13 protein-coding genes are annotated in these 19518 nt (G+C 63.4%); 5 read left to right on the plus strand and 8 right to left on the minus strand.

Annotated features, from left to right (window positions below; translation table 11 throughout):
- Positions 1-59 precede the first annotated feature (59 nt).
- The 4 genes from murJ to trxA all read left to right on the plus strand — a co-directional run bounded on the left by murJ (position 60) and on the right by trxA (position 5471).
- Positions 60-2126, plus strand: a complete 2067-nt coding sequence (murJ, locus tag ARTB_RS05915; RefSeq protein ID WP_243178146.1) for a murein biosynthesis integral membrane protein MurJ — start codon at positions 60-62, stop codon at positions 2124-2126.
- Between the two features lie 171 nt (positions 2127-2297).
- On the plus strand, positions 2298-3857 hold the full coding sequence (locus tag ARTB_RS05920; RefSeq protein ID WP_243178147.1) for an ABC transporter substrate-binding protein: 1560 nt from the start codon (positions 2298-2300) through the stop codon (positions 3855-3857).
- A gap of 293 nt (positions 3858-4150) precedes the next feature.
- Positions 4151-5107, plus strand: coding sequence for a thioredoxin-disulfide reductase (gene trxB, locus ARTB_RS05925; RefSeq protein ID WP_243178148.1), 957 nt, complete (start codon positions 4151-4153; stop codon positions 5105-5107).
- A 37-nt stretch (positions 5108-5144) separates the two neighbouring features.
- On the plus strand, positions 5145-5471 hold the full coding sequence (gene trxA / locus ARTB_RS05930) for a thioredoxin (protein WP_028277979.1): 327 nt from the start codon (positions 5145-5147) through the stop codon (positions 5469-5471).
- 6440 nt (positions 5472-11911) lie between these two features.
- On the opposite strand, the gene ARTB_RS05935 is transcribed toward trxA, so the two are convergent.
- From ARTB_RS05935 to rpmH, 8 genes are all read right to left on the minus strand, one after another.
- Positions 11912-13144, minus strand: a complete 1233-nt coding sequence (locus ARTB_RS05935) for a ParB/RepB/Spo0J family partition protein (protein ID WP_243178149.1) — start codon at positions 13142-13144, stop codon at positions 11912-11914.
- A 67-nt stretch (positions 13145-13211) separates the two neighbouring features.
- On the minus strand, positions 13212-14279 hold the full coding sequence (locus ARTB_RS05940; protein WP_275450894.1) for a ParA family protein: 1068 nt from the start codon (positions 14277-14279) through the stop codon (positions 13212-13214).
- Positions 14280-14366: 87 nt separating this feature from the next.
- Positions 14367-15017, minus strand: coding sequence for a 16S rRNA (guanine(527)-N(7))-methyltransferase RsmG (rsmG, locus tag ARTB_RS05945; protein WP_018775676.1), 651 nt, complete (start codon positions 15015-15017; stop codon positions 14367-14369).
- Positions 15018-15033: 16 nt separating this feature from the next.
- Positions 15034-15624, minus strand: coding sequence for a Jag family protein (locus ARTB_RS05950; protein ID WP_243178151.1), 591 nt, complete (start codon positions 15622-15624; stop codon positions 15034-15036).
- Positions 15624-16598 carry a membrane protein insertase YidC gene (yidC, locus tag ARTB_RS05955; protein WP_243178152.1) on the minus strand — a complete coding sequence of 325 codons (975 nt, stop codon included), beginning with the start codon at positions 16596-16598 and terminating at the stop codon, positions 15624-15626. The genes ARTB_RS05950 and yidC overlap by 1 nt, the downstream gene beginning before the upstream one ends.
- A gap of 15 nt (positions 16599-16613) precedes the next feature.
- Positions 16614-17009 carry a membrane protein insertion efficiency factor YidD gene (gene yidD / locus ARTB_RS05960; protein WP_439954087.1) on the minus strand — a complete coding sequence of 132 codons (396 nt, stop codon included), beginning with the start codon at positions 17007-17009 and terminating at the stop codon, positions 16614-16616.
- A complete protein-coding gene (rnpA, locus tag ARTB_RS05965; protein ID WP_028275301.1) occupies positions 17002-17412 on the minus strand; it encodes a ribonuclease P protein component in 411 nt (136 codons plus the stop codon). The genes yidD and rnpA overlap by 8 nt, the downstream gene beginning before the upstream one ends.
- A 41-nt stretch (positions 17413-17453) precedes the next feature.
- Positions 17454-17591 (minus strand): 50S ribosomal protein L34, encoded by a 138-nt coding sequence (rpmH, locus tag ARTB_RS05970; protein WP_003800212.1) that lies wholly within the window; start codon positions 17589-17591, stop codon positions 17454-17456.
- 463 nt (positions 17592-18054) lie between these two features.
- Here rpmH and dnaA point away from each other — a divergent pair, with 463 nt between their 5' ends.
- Entirely contained in the window at positions 18055-19476 is a 1422-nt protein-coding gene (gene dnaA, locus ARTB_RS05975; protein WP_018775671.1) for a chromosomal replication initiator protein DnaA, read from the plus strand.
- Positions 19477-19518: the final 42 nt, after the last annotated feature.

Raw genomic sequence — 19518 nt, forward strand, 5'->3', positions numbered from 1 at the left:
CCGCCGGTGCGGCCGGTCACGTCCACGGATAGCGACTAATGCCCCGCGCGGGTGAGACGATGAAGACGATGTCATCAGCCAAACCCGCCCCCGTACCCTCCGGCCCCGCCGATTCCAAAGCAGCCCAATCCGGAGAAGCCCGTTCCAGCGCCGTCATGGCCGCCGGAACCCTCGTTTCGCGTTTCCTGGGCTTCGCCAAGACCTGGATGCTGGCCGCCGCCCTGGGCCTGGGCTCGACGGTCAACGACACTTTCATCAACGCCAACAACCTTCCCAACCTGATCTTCCTGCTGGTGGCCGGCGGGGTGTTCAATGCTGTTCTGGTGCCGCAGATCATCAAAGCCAGCAAGGCGCCGGACAAGGGAGCGGACTACATCAGCCGGCTGCTGACGCTGGCGGTGCTGGTGCTGCTCGTTCTCACGCTGCTGGTCACGCTGCTGGCGCCGTCAGTCATTCAGCTGACCACCCAGGGCTACTCGCCGCAGCAGAAGGCCCTCGCGGTGTCGTTCGCGTTCTGGTGCCTTCCGCAGATCTTCTTCTACGGCCTGTACGCCCTGCTGACCCAGGTCCTCAACGCCCATGGGGCCTTTGGACCCGCGATGTGGGCGCCAATCATCAACAACGTCGTGGCGATCGCCGGGCTGGGCATGTTCATCGGCATCATGGGGGCCAACGCCACCAACCCGCACACGATCGACAACTGGGGCCCGTTCCAGACCATCCTCGTCGCCGGGTTCTCCACAATAGGCGTCGCCACCCAGACCGCCGTGCTGCTCATCCCCGTGTTCAGGCTCCGGCTCGGGCTGCGGCCGCGCTTCGGCTGGCGCGGGGTCGGTCTGGGCCATGCCGCGAAGCTGAGCGTCTGGACCCTGGCGACGGCCGCCGTCGGGCAGTTCGCCTTCCTTTACGTCATGCGCATCGCGACGATCCCGGGCGCGGAACGGCTCCGCCTTCAGCAGGCGGGGGACACCGCCGCGGCCGGCAACATTCCGGGCAACGCGGTGCTGGAGGTGGCCAGCCAGCTGTACCTGCTGCCGCACTCCATCATTGCCCTGTCCCTGGCCACCGTGCTGTTCAACCGGATGACCCGGGCGTCCCAGGACGGAGACCGGGCCGCCCTGCGAAACGCGCTCTCCCACGGGCTGCGGACCATGGCCGTGGCAACCGTTTTCGGCGCGCTGGCGCTCTTTGCGCTGGCCGGACCGCTGGGCATGTTCTTCTCGGGCGGGCAGCGCCAGGACGGCGTCATGCTGGCCCAAACCCTCACGATCCTGGCCCTCAGCACCCCGTTCATGAGCGCCAACTTCATGATGTCGCGGGTGTTCTACGCCAATGAGGACGCCCGGACGCCGTTCTTCATCCAGTTGGTCCTGGCGCTGGTCAACCTGGCGGCCGCGTTCGCGATCCAGTTCCTGCCGTTCGATCAGATCATTTTCGCCATCGCGATCCTCTACACGGCCGGCAATATCCTCTCCGTGATAGTCAGCGCGACCTTCCTGCGCCGGCTCCTGGGCCACCTCGACGGGCCCCGCATCGCCAGCTCCTACATCCGCATGGGGTATGCGGCCCTGGGTTCCGCCCTCGCCGGAGCTGTGGCGTTGTGGCTGCTGGGCAGCTACAACCCGGACGGCTACGCCTGGAGCGACCGGATCGCCGCCCTGGTGACAATCGTCGTCGTCGGTCCCGTCATGCTGGCCGCCTATTTCCTGCTGCTGAAGCTCTTCCGGGTCACCGAGCTGCAGGACCTCCTGGCGCCGCTCCTTGGGCGGCTCCGGCGCAGGGCCGCCGCAGGGCCCGGCACGGGGCCGCAGGCAGGCGGCGCGGCGGAGGTCCGGAGGGCACCGGAGCGGGCCACCGTCTCGGTGGATACGGGCCTGATTCCGCGAATTTCCGGCGAGTTCGACGCCGAGTCGTTCCGTGCCGGTCCCGACATCCGGGAAGAGGACTCGTTCCCTTACGGCCGTCCCGCGGGCCCGGAGGGCGGTTACCTGCCGGCAGAAGACCTCCCCAGCACCGCGCAGGGCGGCTTGGGCAAGGGCGATGTTCCCTTGCCGGGCCGCCGCACCTACCAGGGCCCGGCCGGCCACAACCCCTACTTCCCGTTTGGCGGGAAAAAGAAAAAATGATCCCGGCTCCGTTTCGAACTGCCGTGCTCACGCGGCCTGGACAGAGCATCGGCTAGGATCGAAGACTAACAAGGGAAGTTGCGGACCAGCGGTCAACCGGCTTACCGGAGGGCACACGGTCGCTCTCGGAGTGACCACGTCGGCAGGTCCCGGACAGTCTAGGAGGAGCCCGTGTCCCACCCGATCGATGTCGGATCAGTACTCGGTGGCCGCTACAAGGTCACTGCCACCGTACTGACCTCACATGACCAGGATCTGGTGCTGGACGGTGTGGACCAGGTGCTCAACCGCCCCGTGAGCATCCTCGTCGCAGGCCCGGGCAACGCCGATCAGGTGGCCCAGAGCGCCCGTGAAGTGGCCACGGGCGAACGCCCCGGCAACGTGCAGATCCTCGATCTTGGCGTCAGCGATGCCACCACGTACCTGATCACCAACCACACCTCGGCGGCGGATCTGCTGGATCTTGTAGTCTCTTCCAACCCGCCGTACGTCGAACCCTTCTTCACGGACACGCTGGGCAGCGAGATCTTTGGGCAGGCCCGCTCCCACGAACCCGAAACCTACGACGGGCTTTACGACGACGAGGAAGTCGACGCCGGGTACATCAACTATGGCCAGGCCCAGGGCGCAAACGCACAGCCGCCGGTTTCCCCGGCGGCGCCCCCCGCGGGAGTACCGTCGCGGCCCGCGGCCGCTCCTGCTGCCGCGGCAGGCGTCGCGGCAGCAGCCGGGGCGGCCGCCAGGGCACCCAAAGCCCCCACAACCGCACCGCAGGAGACGGCCGCGCATTCAACGGCGCCGCAGCCCGTCCAGAACGGCGGCGCGCCCCGCCAGGCCGAACCGGCAGCGCAGCAGCCGGCAACCGCCTCGGCACCAAAAGTTTCCTTGTGGTCCGACGACGACTACACCGGTGACGATCAGCACGGCGGAGAGCACCACGGCGGCGCAGCCACGGCTGCCGGAGTGGCTGCTGCCGGCTTCGACTCCGCGGATCGGGCTCCGGGCAACTTCCCCGCCTCCGCCCGTGCCGCCGTCGACCAGGATGAAGACGAGTACGAGTACGAAGACGAGGACGAGCCCAACCGGGAGCCGCGTTCCATGCGCTGGCTGGTGGGCGGGCTCCTGGCTGCCGTGCTGGTGGTGGGCCTGATCTTCGCGGTCACCAACCTTGGCAGCCTCTTCAAGAGCAGCCCGCAGACCAACGCCGCAACCTCCGCCTCCTCCAGCGCACCGGAACCGTCCACCGCGCAGCCGTCGTCGACCGCCACCGAGGCGCCGGCGGCCGGACCGCCCGTCATCGAAGACGTGACGCGACTCGGCAACTTCGATTTCGCCGGAAATTACGACTCCGACCTCGTCAAGACCTTTGACGGGAACGGCGCGAGCTTCTGGTCAGACATGGAATTCGCGACGGACGACTGGGGCGGACTCGCCTCCGAAGTTCCGCTCGTGGTCAAGCTGAAGGACCCTTCCAAGGTCTCCTCAGTCACTCTGAGCCAGTTGGGGGCCTCCGGGGGCAACATCAGCGTCTTCACCAATGACAAGCCGACCCTGGACGGTGCAAAGCAGATTGGCAGCAACAGCTTTACGTCACCGGACCTGACCATGCCGCTGTCTGAACCCGTCACGGCGCAGTACGTGATCGTGTCCATCAAGAAGCTTCCGAAGCTGGCCGCACCCAAGACCCGCTATGGGTACGGCCTGCGCCTGGCCGAAATCAAAGTCCAGTAGCGGCCCTGCGCGGCCGCCGTTGCGCTGTAAGGCTGCGGCGTAGGGCTCTGCAGCTGCGCTGTAAGGCCGCGGCTGCGCTCTAAGGCTGCGGTCGTGCGGCGGCGGTCGTGCCCGCCGGCGGGCCGGTAATCCTGGGTCGTCTCCGGCCCCGGCCCCGGCAAACCGGTACCCTGAGTAGTGGTGTTGCTCCGTGACGCCCATTTCGGCCGGAATATTCAATGCCCGGCAATAGTTGTGCCATGTGGCCGGCCATCGAGGCGGGCGCATCGACAAAGGAAGAGGTTCACCGTTCAGTGAGCAACGCAGAAAACACTGCCTCCGAAGTACGTGATGTCATCATCGTCGGCTCCGGCCCGGCGGGCTACACCGCAGCGGTGTACACGGCGCGCGCGAACCTGAAGCCGCTGCTCCTGGCAGGCTCGGTTACGGCCGGCGGCGAACTGATGAATACTACGGACGTGGAGAACTACCCAGGGTTCCCCGACGGCATCATGGGCCCGGACCTGATGGAGAACTTCGAGAAGCAGGCCGCCCGTTTCGGCACGGAGATCCAGTTTGAGGACGTCACCGATTTGGACCTCGACGGCGACGTCAAGACGGTCACCATCGGCACGGGGGAGACCTTTAAGGCCCGTTCTATCATTCTTTCCACCGGCTCGGCCTACCGCGAGCTCGGCTTGCAGAACGAGAAGAGGCTTTCGGGCCACGGTGTGAGCTGGTGTGCAACCTGCGACGGTTTCTTCTTCAAGGATCAGGACATTGCCGTTATCGGCGGCGGCGACTCCGCCATGGAAGAGGCCCTGTTCCTCACCAAGTTCGCCAAGTCCGTCACGGTGGTCCACCGCCGCGATGCCCTCCGCGCTTCAAAGATCATGGCTGACCGCGCCTTGGCCCACGAGAAGATCAACTTTGTGTGGAACACCGGTGTGGAAGACGTGTTGGGACAGGACAAAGTCACCGCATTGCGGTTGAAGAACCTGGTGGACGGCACGGAATCCGAACTGGCCGTAACCGGAGTGTTCGTGGCAATCGGAAACGATCCCCGCACCGATCTGGTTAAGGGCAAACTCGAGCTGACCGCAGAGGGAACCATCGCCGTGGACGGCCGCACCTCGAAGACCAGCGTCCAGGGCGTCTTCGCTGCCGGCGACGTCATTGATCCGACCTACCGCCAGGCCATCACCGCCTCCGGTTCCGGATGTGTGGCGGCCCTCGACGTCGAGCACTACCTCGCAGATTTCCACGCCTAATCGGCGCGCAGCAACCAACGGAAGAGAGACAAAGGTTATGAGCAACGCAAAAGACGTAACGGACGCCAGCTTCAGTACTGATGTACTGGCCTCCGAGAAGCCCGTCATTGTCGATTTCTGGGCCGAATGGTGCGGCCCCTGCCGCAAGCTGGGTCCGATTCTTGACGAGATTTCCGTCGAGTACAGCGAGAAGGTTGACGTGGTCAAGGTGAACGTTGACGACAACCCGGCCATCGCTGCCGAGTACGGCATCACCTCCATCCCTGCCGTCTACCTGTTCCAGGGCGGCGAGGTCAAGGGCACCGTGATCGGCGCCCGGCCCAAGCAGTTCTTCGAGAAGGAATTTGCGGACGTCCTGTCCTAGGCCGACCGAGAGTGGCCCGCGCTTCTGGCGGGGGCCACTTTTTTGTTGTGCTCCAAGGCCATCGGTCGGGAGTAGGACTAGGCGGACACACCATAGATCTGCCGTAACCGTTGTTGCAACCTTGGGTGGCTGTCTATCGGCATTGTTTTTTGCCTGCTGGCTGACAATTCTCTTGGCTGCTGCCGGCTTGTGGAATGGGCCATCATTCGGCCGGCGAACTGCTATTCGTGCTGACACGCACGGAAGGTGTTTGGCCGTTGCGCAGGGGACACCACCGCCTTGTTTCACGTGAAACATGGTGATCGCGACAACCCACTTAGCAGTTGCTGCGGTGTGTACCTGCGCTTGATAGAACGGCTTCCGGTTAGAACACCCACTCGATTTCCGTTGCCTTTGTGATCACCAACGAGACTGTCGCCCATATTCCACCGAAGCGCCATACGAAACGTCGCACAATGATGTTTTACGTGAAACATCCAATTCTCGCAGGGACGGTGAGGGGCTTTCGGGATGAGCCCGGCCGCCAAGTACACTCCATACACTCTTTACCCGTCGCGGGGGAGTCGAGGGTGGAGGTCGCATTCACACCAGGAGCTTGGTCTTCTGACGGGAAGGCATCCGCCGATACTGCCGTTAGGGCTGCGCAATAACCCCCGCTGCTGCGCCGAGATCGGGACGGACCAACGCCCGCCTGTCAGCGCAACACCCCGTGACTACTCCTGGTCGTCCGCCACGGGTTCGGGGAGGGGTCTGGGGGCTATCCGGTTCCGCGGCGAAATAGTCGACTAGGCGACTGATGACCACGACTGCGCTTGGCTGTCACAACGACACCTATTCGTCCACGTTTACCGCGAAAGGCGATCAGGGTTCACTCGTCATTACCGGCCGTAGCCAGCGGCCGGCCGGTTCAGACACTGTTTCACGTGAAACAGGTGTGTACGTCGCAGGCTGCCGAATTTTCCCGCCAACCTCCGGGCTCCCGACGTTTCACGTGAAACTGGAAGGCTCATCACGAGAGCGCCGAATACTTCCACCCACCGGCGCCGCACCAATGTTTCACGTGAAACGCCCTTGGTCCGAACCATAAATCGCAAATGAGGACGAAATGATAGTTGTCTCTTAGATAAACCAATGGGGCCGTCGGCTCAGCTTACCCATTTCCACGTGAATTGGGGCCGGTGTGACGGACGCAAAGATGCGCTCGATGGTCTGCGCCTCCCTGCTGGAAGGGCCAGGCACAACGTTGGCCGAGCGGCCCCAAGGACGGTGGCCCGTGCCCGTGGACGCCAACATTCCTCGCCCAACGCTCGATGCGGCACCGCCGGCTGCGACCACAGTTCCGCACAACAGACGGGATTTCGCGCAGACCACCGGATCCCACCCCGTCCCGGCATCTCCAGAACGCTCGGTTTCACGTGAAACATGTCAGCAGACCAGTAAAAGTCTCCAGCGAGGCAGACCCAGATTCACGTCCGTAGCCCACGATGGGGGAACCGCCGCCAGCCCCTTCAGGCCTCTGCGAGCCGCCGCGTGTGTGGACATGCGAACCTGGGTGCCTATGAAGCGGCGCGCCGTACGCCCCAGAACGGGCGGGGAACTTGCTTGAGCTCAGGCCGGAGCGTGGGGCAGAGTGCTCATGTGCGCTCTGCCCCACGCCTACGACCAAGGGCCTATGTTGTCTGATTTTAGAGCGAACCGACGAACAATTTCGGATCGCTGCGGCAGTCAGTCAGCGAATGAACACGCCCCGCCGCCGTTACCGCCGGCGCAGTTCCCGCACTCTGCGTGGCGTAGGACGCACGGACCGGACCTGCTTTCCATGGGGCAACCGACCAAACACAGGGCCCGGCCCTGAAGCGATTCCACCGGTTAGGCCCCCACTATATTCAATTCATGGCGCGTCTCAACAGTTGCTCCTCTGCGTCTCTGCGCCTCCGGTCCGCGTCCAATTCGCCTTGCCCGAGGCTCCGCTCGTCTTCCCCAGGGTTCCTGTCCATGGACCCTCCGGCGGCTGCCAGGGTCAAACGCGCAGTGCCTGTTCACAGTTCGTGGGCTGATCGGTTCATCAAACACCATCCCCGTTCGGCGCGCGGCATGATCATCTCCCAGCTGAACAATGCCCACGCTCTCCGCCCCGGGCCGCTTCGGTCTCAGGCACCACTCAAGCTACATTAAGCTTGCCCAAACTCCTGTGCTGGCTGCAGCCGGGCGCCCCTATTCCGCTCTAGAGGGGAGCGGATTGAGCCGGCTCCTGTATCCCCGAGGTGGGCCAATTCGATATTCGCGGAACAAGAAGATCGCGCGCCTGTTCTCATGAAGGCTTGTTCTCATCAAGGTTGGGACCCCTGCCCTGCCAGTCGCGGCGCAGCAGGTTCGACTCCATGGCGGCCAGACCAAGGACACCCAGGTCCAGCCACGAACCTGCCCCCGCCCCTGCAGGCGCCGCAACCGCCGCTGCCCTTTATGGATGTGCTTCGAGACCTCGGCATCTGTCCGCAAATCGCCACACTCATGGTGACACCGTGCATGCCTTCCGACTGTCAATACACGAGCCTTCACGACCGGCATCCTGGGCGCTAGGCGAAGGTCAGCGGCGGCCGATACAAGCGCATTCCCGGCCCGTCCAGCGGCCACAGAATCCGGAGCTCACTCGATATCCACGAGTTTCTCCACAGAAGTTATTCACACTGTTATCCACAGGTGCTGAGAGATTATTCACATGCCCTTTCCTAGTGGGCCGCCGAGGGCGGTCGCCCCTCCGAACTGGCTGTCTGACCAGCCACCCACCGTCCCAGAGACATGTCCTGGACCCCGATTAAGAACTCCGACTCGCAATCACGGCGGAGAGCGTATAGCGCCGAAAAATTAACCATAGAACGTCGATTTAGTAGATCTTTGCGAATGCTTCGACCATCGTCGCTGCACACCATGATCATGTTTCACGTGAAACGGACTGGGAACCCTGAAAGGATGTTCAGGGCCGTTGTCACGACAACAGCTCGCCCAAGAATCTGGCGACACGAACGGGCTGCAATCAGTCACTAATCCACAAAGTTATCCACAGCAATATCCACCGCTCTATCCACCGCCCCATCCACCGGCCGCTGGCTAAAATCCGAGCCGGAAACGGCCACACGAATCCCACCTGGATGCACCTTTGACCTGCGGTGAAGTGCTCTCCGGACGTGTCATACCAAGGCGGCCGGGAACTGCAAATCCATGTGGGGCGAACCAAACCCGTCGCGCGCCGAGACCGCCAGCGTGCCATTGCATCGCCCGACGCGCCGCCCGAAGCCAGCTTGTCCCACAGCGCCAGGCGGACCTCAAGAGAACCAGGGGAGCGGAGCCACTGGCCCAAGGAACCCTCCCGTCACACGTCCAGGGGATCGTTTTGCCGGGCCAAGATCCGACGACGGCACCCGCTCAATCGACGGGCTTTGCCGGGCAGCTTACATACTCTGAGCTCGGAGACCTTGGCGGGCCTCACGCCCTCGCAGGGCCTGTCTGGCCGATCATCTTTGCACGCCGGTCCGCGGGCCCGCTGTGTCCGTTGGCCGATGCAGACACGAAGAGGCTCGTCGACCGTGTGTTTGCCATGCGTTGTTTGCATTGGGACAGCACTGGTCCTGTTCCGACTGAAGCATTGCCGGTCAACTTGGGGATTCGCATGAGGGAGCCGCCGGACTGCAAAAAGCGGTCGGCCCGGTCGTGCCGGCACAGTTGACACGCGCAAGCACAAGTCCCGAACCCAATCAGACTGGCCCGGATGTCTGCCTTCCCTTCTTTGCGGTTTGAATCCCTCCGGTTGCTGCACCAACTTACGGGTCCGGCGCGGTCAGCGGATTGGATCCTAAAGGCAACTGCGCCCTGATGCCCGGGGGCGACGAACCTGGCCGCCCGAAACACGCTGGTCCGGGGGAGCGGACCCGGCCCGGGTAGCCGTGTAGTTGGACATGCAGCAGCTCGGCAGCTTCCCTCTGGTGTCGGCTGGATGCCCACACAAGAACCACCCCGACAGTTCCGGCCAGGCTGAATCCGCAGGGAAGGCGTGATTGACGCCTGGGACTGATCGGTACGACCCCGGCCCTACTTCACGTGGGCTCCGCTTCCCTTCTCGCGGGTGCGTCGCGTGGCCTGAGCTCCTGCTGGAGGACTCCTTCCAACCACTCTGCAGCAGGGTCAGCCGATGTGCAGCAGTACAGGACCTGCGCTGCACTCTCATCAAGCGGGTACCGGCAAGCCGGCAGGCGCCGGCAGCGGCAAAGTGTGGGGGGCCCCAGGTGTCCGGTGCGCGATTCCGGATGAGGGGTGCCGTGTCCGGGGTGCCGGGAAAGCCCCACACAGGGCCATCTCGGCCATTGGATAAGGCGTCCGCTCGCCGGAGGAAGCTGAAGAATGCGACAGGAACAGCACGCCCGCCGGGGCCCTCAGGGAGATCAGGCATGCCTCGCACACCGGCATGCCACATGGCGCATGGTTACGGCTGGATGCGGCGACGGGACTGCAGCAGTACGTTGGCGGTCATGGCACCCGGATACCGGGGTGGGGAGGATGCGTGTCAGGGCCCCGGTTCCGGTTGCCCGGGTCCCGGCAAACTGACGGGCACAATCAGTACTGAATGCCGAACCTAGGACGCGGGGGCAACCCAGTGAAAGGGGGGTGAACAGCAAACCGGCGGGGGAGTCGAAGGACGCAGACATCCGCAAAAGGGAGGCAACTCCGGTCAGCTTCCGCTGTCACAGTCCCACAAGAGGCCTCTGCCGCGCGATCGAGACCACCTACTTTCTGCGGCACCGACGCCAGATCACCCTCCCTATCACGGCCCGCGTCCATTCCCGCGCCAAGGTCGGCGTCCGGCCTCCACCGTCGCCCTCGTCCCGATCTGCACGCCAAGCTCGGCGTCAAGGTCTGCACCGTCGCCCTTGTCCCGACCTTCGTCCACGCCCGCATCGATACCTCTGTCCAGGGTCCGTTTCGAGGCGCGTGTCGGACACCGGCTTCAACCGTAACCACCGGAACGGCCTACAAATCCATCGCCGAACCCGACGAAGCACGTAGCTGACCAGCTTGCCGGCCTCTGCACGAACTCAGGGTTCACCCACTTCAATTTTCCTTCACGGAGGGTGCCTTCACGGCCCGTGATCCTAAGCAGCGGGAGAGTGCCGCGGGCCTCTGCCAGGAGCGGACAGTGCCGCATCAGGGCATCTCAAGGCGTGCAAGGCTTCAGCTGCGCTCCAGTCGGCTTCGCCTTCCCTCAGTCAACCACGCGGCCACACAACGCAGCAGCGGCGCCGTATGGCACTTTCAGCGGCGCACAGGAGCGGGTGACCCCGCAGAGACTGGCAACGGTACAACAGTCGCTCCGAGGTTCGGCTGTGGCTGCGGCGAGCTTGCACCGCCGCCAAGCAGCAGCCGCGCCGTAGTGAGTCGCTTCCCCTGCTTCGCACCGGCATGGATGAATGTGGTCGCATAGCGCACCCGCGGCCGGCCCGGCCGCCAGGAAAAGGTGGGCCATAGCTGCGGGCCGACCCCCTTCAAGGGGAGGCTGAACCGTCATGACGCAGACGGTGGACCCTTGGTCGAAACGACGGCATTCGCTCGGCATCCCAGTCCACCGGCATTGCCATGACCATGGACGGGGACGCAGTCCAGCTGCCGGAGTGACGACAGCGCATCGGTCTCCAGCCGGTGGCCGGATTCTTCTGCCCTTTTGCGTCCTCACCTGGGCGACCAGCCAGCAAGGCGTTCGATGGGGCAAGGCGCAGATTCGCGGCCCCGTTTCACGTGAAACATTGATGGACCACTCCATCTCAGCTGTTCATTGAGCTCTGGAAGGTGGCGAAGATGGCTGTCGCTGAAAAGCGCGATCGCAGCGGCATCGACAGGGAGGGGCCCCTTCCGCATAAAGGAGAACTGTATGTACAGCCGCCAATTCTCTCGGCGTAGCCGTTCCATGGAATCAGAAGCTCCACCGACGAAGCGCAACAGAGTGGACGGTACGGCCACCGGAAATCCATCGACTCCACAACAGGATACTCAGCAGGAAGCTCCGTCCCAGTCTGGGATACCGCCTGCCCAGTACCAGCCCGTCGTTCCGCACGTGTCCCTCGGTCTCGCCGAAGCAGTGCCGAGACTGACAATTTCTACAGAAGACTACGGCACTGCGTCGGTCCCACGCCCGCAGCCGCAACCCTCGAGAGCCCCGGGCCAGGACGAAAGCGAGAGAGTTACCCGGAGGTTCTCGGCGCCACCGGTGTCGCAGCTCCGTACTCGTAAACAGTGGCGAACGCCCGCAGCCGCGAACACGACAGCGCCGAACCCGACACCACCGAATCCGCCGGCACCGAATTGGCCGGCACCGGCAGCATCGGTAGAGATAAAAAAGGGAGGGTCTGTTTCACGTGAAACAGACCCTCCCGGAGAACTCAGCGAGTCGCGACCTAGCTTGGCGCTCCCGGCGTGAGGACATCCATGATGCGGTTCAGGTCCTCAACGCTGGCGAACTCAATGCTGACACGCCCCTTGCGGGCACCAAGCGAAATCTTGACATTAGTATCGAGGCGGTCAGACAGCGACGACGCCAGGTAGTCCAGTCGCTCGTGGCGCGCTCCCGCCCGCGGGATGTTGTTCTTGGCCGGCGAGGCGGGGCTCTGATACAGGGTCACGGCTTCTTCGGTCGCTCGGACCGACATGCCCTCTGAAACAATCTTCTGCGCCAGGCGTTCCATGGCCGCGGCGTCAGGAAGTGCCAGGAGTGCTCGGGCATGCCCTGCGGAGATGACATTTGCCGCGACCCGGCGCTGCACCAGCGGGGGCAGCTTCAGCAGGCGCAGGGTGTTGGAAACCTGGGGCCGCGAACGCCCGATCCGGTCCGCCAGCTGCTCGTGCGTGGTGCCGAAGTCCTCGAGCAGCTGCTGGTAGGCCGCCGCCTCTTCGAGCGGATTCAGCTGGCTGCGGTGCAGGTTCTCCAGCAGCGCGTCGCGAAGGAGGTCGTCATCGGTGGTGTCACGGACAATCGCCGGGATAGTTTCCAGGCCCGCGGCCTGTACTGCACGCCATCGTCGCTCACCCATGACGAGCTCATAGGGTTCGCCACCCTCTTCGGTTGAGGTACGGACCACAATTGGCTGGAGGACGCCAATTTCCCGCACGGAGTGCACCAGCTCCGCCATGTCATCTTCATCGAAGACCGAGCGGGGTTGCTTGCGGTTGGGGTGGATGTCAGTAACCGGGATTTCGGCAAACCTGACGCCGGGCACCTCGACGAGGTCAACAGTACCCTCGTCGCCGTGCTCGGGCGAGGAATCAAACGTCAGCTGTTCGCCGGCGTCGGACGCAGTCGCCTTGGCAGCAGCGGGGGCCGGCTTGGAAGCAGCCGACTTTCGGGCGGGAGCTTTCTTGGTGACGGCGGCAGCAGCGCTGCCGGTTTCAGTGGTGTCAACCGTGAGATCAGCGGAATCGTCGGCCTTGAACGGTGTGGACTTCGGCTCCTTGTCCCGTGCGGCAGTGGCGTCCGGGTGCGGCTCGGCGTCGGAGGTCTTTTTTCGGGCTTCAGGGAAGAAGAGGTCCACGGGCCGGGATGGGGCAGCGCCGTTTCCGGAGGCGTTTGCCGCGGCGGAACTTGGAATGAGTGCGCCAAGTCCACGGCCGAGGCCGCGTCGCTTATCGCTCATGGATAAATCCCTCCAGTGGAAGAGCCGGGATTCACCTGGCTCTGGTTAGTGCAATTCTTGAAAGATTCTAACGTTCCGCGATTTCCGCGGCGGCTTCCAGGTAGGACAGGGCACCGCTGGAAGAAGGATCATACGTCATGACAGTTTGCTGGTAGCTCGGCGCCTCGGAAATACGGACCGACCTCGGCACCACAGCGCCGAGCACCTGCTTCGGGAAGTGCTCCCGGACCTCGGCTGCCACCTGGGCGGCGAGGTTGGTGCGGCCGTCATACATGGTCAGCAAAATAGTGGAAACAACCAGGTCAGCGTTCAGGTGCTTCTGGATCATCTCGATGTTCTTCAGGAGCTGGCTGAGGCCTTCGAGGGCGTAGTACTCGCACTGGATCGGGATAAGGACTTCGCCTGCCGCACAGAACGCATTTACCGTCAGGAGCCCGAGGCTCGGCGGGCAGTCGATGAAGATGTAGTCCAGCCGCTCCTCGCCATTCTTGGCGCGCTCCTTGGAGTACACATCGATTGCGCGGCGCAACCGCTGCTCGCGGGCCACCAGGCTAACGAGTTCAATTTCGGCACCGGCAAGGTGGATGGTGGCGGGCGCACAGATCAGGTTGTCGATGTCGGGGCACGGGGCCACGACGTCCTTCAGCGGGACATCATTGATCAGCACATCGTAGATGCTGTCGACATCGGCGTGGTGCTCGATTCCCAGGGCGGTGGAAGCGTTGCCCTGGGGATCGATGTCGATGACGAGCACGTTCAGGCCAGCGGCCGCCAGCGCGGCGGCGATGTTCACGGTCGTCGTGGTCTTGCCGACGCCGCCCTTCTGGTTGGAAACGGTGAAGATCCGGGTTTTCTCCGGTTTGGGGAGCTGCCGGCCGAGCAACCGCTCGCGGCGCTTGTTTTCGTGCGCGAGTTCGCGGGCGATGGGACTGGAATCATCGATGGAATCCAGCACGTTCCCCGTGTGCGGAAGGGATGTTTCACGTGAAACACCGGCCATCCCGGTCGTCTTCGCAACCGAAGCCGTGTGATTTCCGGAGTAGTCGAAAGCTACTGCAGGAGCCGTAAACGCCCGTGCGGACCCCAGGGACACAAACGGCGGGATCCGTTGTGTGGAGGCTTCGCTACTGCTCACTATGACACGCTCACTCTCATTCGGCTCTTACTGCCGGTTACTAGCCTAACCTCTTCCCCTCAGACTCCCCGGGCACCGGGGCCGGTGCTAGGTAATCTTTTGAGGCTTGTTCACTACGATTCGCACAACGGTGGTGGGTTCCTCAAGCAGGTCTTCGCCCACCACCACCACGGACGTCTGAATGCCGCCCAGTTTGCGGATAACCTTGGCGGCTTTTTCGATTTCCTCGCCGGCGCTGCGTCCCTTGATGGCGACGACTTCGCCCTTGCCGGCCAGGAGCGGAATGGTCAGCCCGGCGAGATTGGAAAGCGCGGATACGGCGCGGGCAGTCACGACGTCGGCGTTCACGAGTCCCACTGCGAGTTCCGCGCGGGTGCGCATGATCGTGACGTTCTCGAGGCCAAGATCATCCACTACCTCCTGGAGCCAGATGACGCGGCGCTCCAGTGGTTCGATCAGCGTCAGTTCCAGATCCGGCCGCGCAATGGCCAGGCACAGGCCAGGCAGGCCGGCGCCGCTGCCGACGTCGGCGACATGGCTTCCATGGGCAATCTGGCTCTCGATGACGGCGCAGTTAAGCACGTGCCGGCTCCAAAGCCGGGGCACCTCGCGGGGCCCGATCAGGCCCCGTTCGGTCCCGGACGTCGCCAGGTGCTCGACATAGCGTTTCGCCAGTTCCAGGCGGTCGCCGAAGATGGACTCTGCTGCCTTGAGTTCCGGGGCGGTAATTTCAACCATCAAGCTAGTCAACGGTTCAGTCTGCGGAGACAACGATGTGCCGGTCGGCGCCTTCGCCTTCGGACTCGCTCACGAGTCCCAAATCAGCGACGGCGTCGTGCACGATCTTGCGCTCGTAGGCGCTCATCGGAGCCAGGGCAACTGCCTCACCGGAATCCTTCACAGCAGCGACGGCGTCTTCAGCGATCTTCTGCAGGTCGCCGGCACGCTCGGCACGGTAGCCGTTGATATCCAGCACCAGCCGGGAGCGGTTCTCCGTCGCGGAGAGGACCGCGAGCCGCGTGAGCTCCTGGAGGGCCTCAAGGACTTCGCCGTCACGGCCCACCAGGCTGTCCAGCCCGGCGGCTTCCTCTTCGGCGACGATCGAGATGTACGTGCGGCCGTTGCGGACCTCGATGTCGATGTCGCCATCAATGTCCGCTATATCCAGCAGTTCCTCGAGGTAGTCCGCAGCGACGTCGCCTTCTTCTTCGAGGCGGCTGGCGGAAACACTCTTGCCGGTGCCGGCGTCCGCACCCTGTGGCGAGTCGTCGGCCGCGCTCAGGGCGTCGTCCCGGTCCTCGTCAAACTCGGCGGAAATAGCGTGTTCGGTGCTCTCGGCGGACATTACTTCCTCTTCCTGTTCTTACGTTGCGGCTGGACGCGCTGGGTCTTGGCTTCGACGGCGGCCGCGGCGGAGGCTTCGGCTGCCTCGGCGTCGACCTTCTTGCCGCCCAAAAGGGGCAGGGCGGGCAGGCCCTTGGCTGCCCGGCGCTCGGCGAGAGCCTTGGCCGCCGGAGATCCCGGCGTAGGCATCCGGCGGATCACGAAGAACTGCTGTCCCATGGTCCACAGGTTTGTGGTGGTCCAGTAGATCAGGACGCCGATGGGGAAGTTAATACCGCCCACACCGAAGACGACCGGCAGGATGTAGAGCATCATTTTCTGCTGGCGCATGAACGGGCTGGCCAGGGCCTCTTCGGACATGTTCTTGGCCATAATCTGCTTTTGCGTGATGAACTGCGAGGCCGTCATGGCCAGGATCATCACGATGGAGAGGATCCATACCGACATCTGGTTCCCGCCGCCGCCGTGGAGCAGGGAGGCGGAGAGCGGGGCACCGAAGATGGTGGATTCATCGAACTGCTTGACCTGTTCGGCGCTCATCGCGCCGATGCCATGCCCGCTGGATTTGGCCGAGCTGATGCCGGAGAGCACCTGGAAGAGCGCGAAGAAGAAGGGCATCTGGATCAGCATGGGCAGGCAGGCGGAGAACGGGTTGGTGCCGTGCTTCTTGTACAGCGCCATCTGTTCCTGCGCCATGGCCTGGCGGGAGAGCTGGTCCGTCTTGCCCTTGTACTTGTCCTGCATTTTCTTCAGGTCCGGCTGCAGCAGCTGCATCCCGCGCTGGGCCTTGATCTGCTTGACGAAGACGGGAATCAGGGCGGCGCGGATGACCAGCACCAGCCCGATGATGGCCAGGGTCCAGGTCCAGCCGCTGGCCGCCGACATGCCGATGGCGCTGAGTCCGTCATGGAAGCCGACCATGATGGCTGAGACCAGCCATTTGAACGGGGCCAAAATTGTTTCAAAGATGTCCATACGATTCCCTATTCGTCAGGCCGCAGAGCGGCCTTCTCCATCAGGCTGAGCAGCCAGGTAGATATCCGGATTGTTCAGCACAACAATTGTGGGGGTGCGGCCCGCCGGCCATTCCCGATGCCCGGCGGGGACATGGTCCACACCGCCGGGATTCCATGGATGGCAGCGCAACAGGCGCCTCGCTGCGAGCCAGCTTCCTTTCACCGCGCCGTGGACGGTGATCGCTTCAAGGGCATAGGCCGAGCAGCTGGGGAAAAAGCGGCATACCTGGCCGTAGAGCGGTGAGATCACCTTGCGGTACGCCAGGAGCAACAGGATGAGGACATTGCGCGGCAAGTTCCAGACTGCCCGGGCCAACCATGCTGCTGCGGATTTTGCAGGAGGGACGTCGGCGGCAGTTGAGTTACGCACGCGGGGTCCCTTCCTGTGTCGTCTCGTTAGAACCTCGTGAAGCAGCCTGCGAAAGGCGGTTGCCCAGCCTTTTCATGGTCGTCTCCAAAGCGGCGTCATAGTCGGCGAGCAGCTGGTCCCAGCTGGCTCCCGCCGCGGCGGGCAGGGCCCGGACCACAATGGCGAACCCGCTGCCGTATTTCTGCAACGACAAAGCACCGGCTTCTCTCAGTCTCCTCTTAACGAGGTTCCTGACAACAGCGTTCCCGACACTCTTGGAAACGATGAATCCGATCCGGCTTGGTTCATCGGCAGCGAGAGCTGCCGCATATAACACTACGTTCCGGCGTCCATTGCGGACACCGGAACGTACAGTTGTTGAAAAATCGGTTGATGTCCGCAGACGGTTCCTGGTGGCTAGCACCGTTCAACTCGCACAGGGATATGGACCGACGAGTCAGTTATTTAGGCCGACAGTTCGGTGCGGCCCTTGCCACGACGGGCTGCCAGGATGGCACGGCCGGCACGGGTACGCATACGAAGGCGGAAGCCGTGCTTCTTGGCTCGACGGCGGTTATTCGGCTGAAAAGTCCGCTTGCTCACGTTAGTTACTCCAGTGGATCAAAGGTGCGCCCACCCGATCAAGGGGAAGAACTGGCCGACGCTAAGTTTTGGTATGTGCCGCTTCCCTCGTATCTCACACGACGCGGGGCGTCAGGAAAGATGCAGATGAGGCGAAAAGCGTACACATGGGACTTCACAACGTTAGGGCTTGCCAACCTCCCGAGTCAAACCGGGGACCGCTCCGCAGGCTATCCCCAGCTGTGGCTAACTGCTCCCGCAGCCTGTGGATGAAGTGCGTCACGCGCCCCATTTCAGAACCACAACGGTGTAATTATCCACAGGACTGAACCCAGCTATCTTCTGGCGTTTTCATCCCCTACAGTGTCTCAGTAACCCCTTATCCACGGACTGTGCATAACCCTGTGGATTGAGCCGGCCGGTGGACAGCTCCGGACCGCGTGGATGCACGTAATGCAGGCCAGCAAGTTTGAGGAACTGATTGATGACAGTAGACGAAGCCAACCAAGCCAACACTGTCGGAAGTTCCTGGCGGCGGGTAGTGAGCCTCCTGGAGAACGACCACCGTGTCTCTCCCCGGCAGCGCGGCTTCGTCATCCTCGCCCAAGCGCAGGGGCTCATCGGTTCCACCCTGCTGGTGGCAGTTCCGAATGAGCTCACCCGCGAAGTGCTGCAGACCCAGGTCAAGGAAGCCCTTGACGACGCGCTCCGCAGCGTGTTCTCCGACGAAATCCGCTGCGCGATCGACGTCGACACGGATCTGGTGCCGCTGCACACAGAACCCGAACCCGCCGTCGAACTTTCCCTGGCCGCCGACCCGACCGTGGAGTTGAAGCCGCAGCCGATGCTGCCGAGCACCTCGCACGAATTCGGCCGGCTGAACCCGAAGTACGTCTTCGACACCTTCGTGATCGGTTCCTCCAACCGGTTCGCCCACGCAGCCGCCGTGGCAGTAGCCGAGGCGCCGGCAAAGGCCTACAACCCGCTGTTCATCTACGGCGACTCCGGACTCGGCAAGACCCACCTGCTTCACGCGATCGGCCACTACGCGCGCCGGCTCTACAGCGGGATCCGGGTCCGCTACGTCAATTCCGAGGAATTCACCAACGACTTCATCAACTCCATCCGCGACGATGAAGGCACCAGCTTCAAGACCACGTACCGCAACGTGGATGTGCTGCTGATCGACGACATCCAGTTCCTGGCCGGCAAGGACCGGACGCTGGAGGAGTTCTTCCACACGTTCAACGCCCTGCACAACAACAACAAGCAGGTGGTCATCACCTCGGACCAGCCGCCGAAACTGCTCGCCGGCTTCGAGGACCGGATGAAGTCGCGCTTCGAATGGGGCCTGCTGACCGACATCCAGCCGCCCGAACTCGAGACCCGCATCGCGATCCTCCGGAAGAAGGCCCTCAGCGAGGGCCTTTCCGCACCCGACGATGCGCTCGAATACATCGCCTCCAAGATTTCCAGCAACATCCGCGAACTTGAGGGAGCCCTTATCCGTGTCACGGCGTTCGCCAGCCTGAACCGGCAGCCGGTGGATGTGGCCCTGGCCGAGATGGTGCTCAAGGACCTGATCACCGACGACGGTGCCCAGGAAATCACCTCGGCGCAGATCCTCACCCAGACAGCCGACTACTTCAAGCTCAGCATGGAAGAACTCTGCAGCAAGTCGCGCACCCGCACACTGGTGACCGCCCGGCAGATCGCGATGTACCTGTGCCGGGAGCTGACAGACATGTCCCTGCCCAAGATCGGACAGGAGCTGGGCGGCCGCGACCACACCACCGTGATCCACGCCGACCGCAAGATCCGCGAACTCATGGCCGAGCGCCGGGTCATCTACAACCAGGTGACCGAGCTGACCAACCGGATCAAGCAACAGCAGCGCAATTCCTGAGCCATCGGCCGGCGCACTCTTACCTTATTAACAGGGCCCTGT

The organism is Arthrobacter humicola, from assembly GCF_022803015.1.
GTDB classification, from domain to species: Bacteria; Actinomycetota; Actinomycetes; order Actinomycetales; family Micrococcaceae; genus Arthrobacter; species Arthrobacter humicola_A.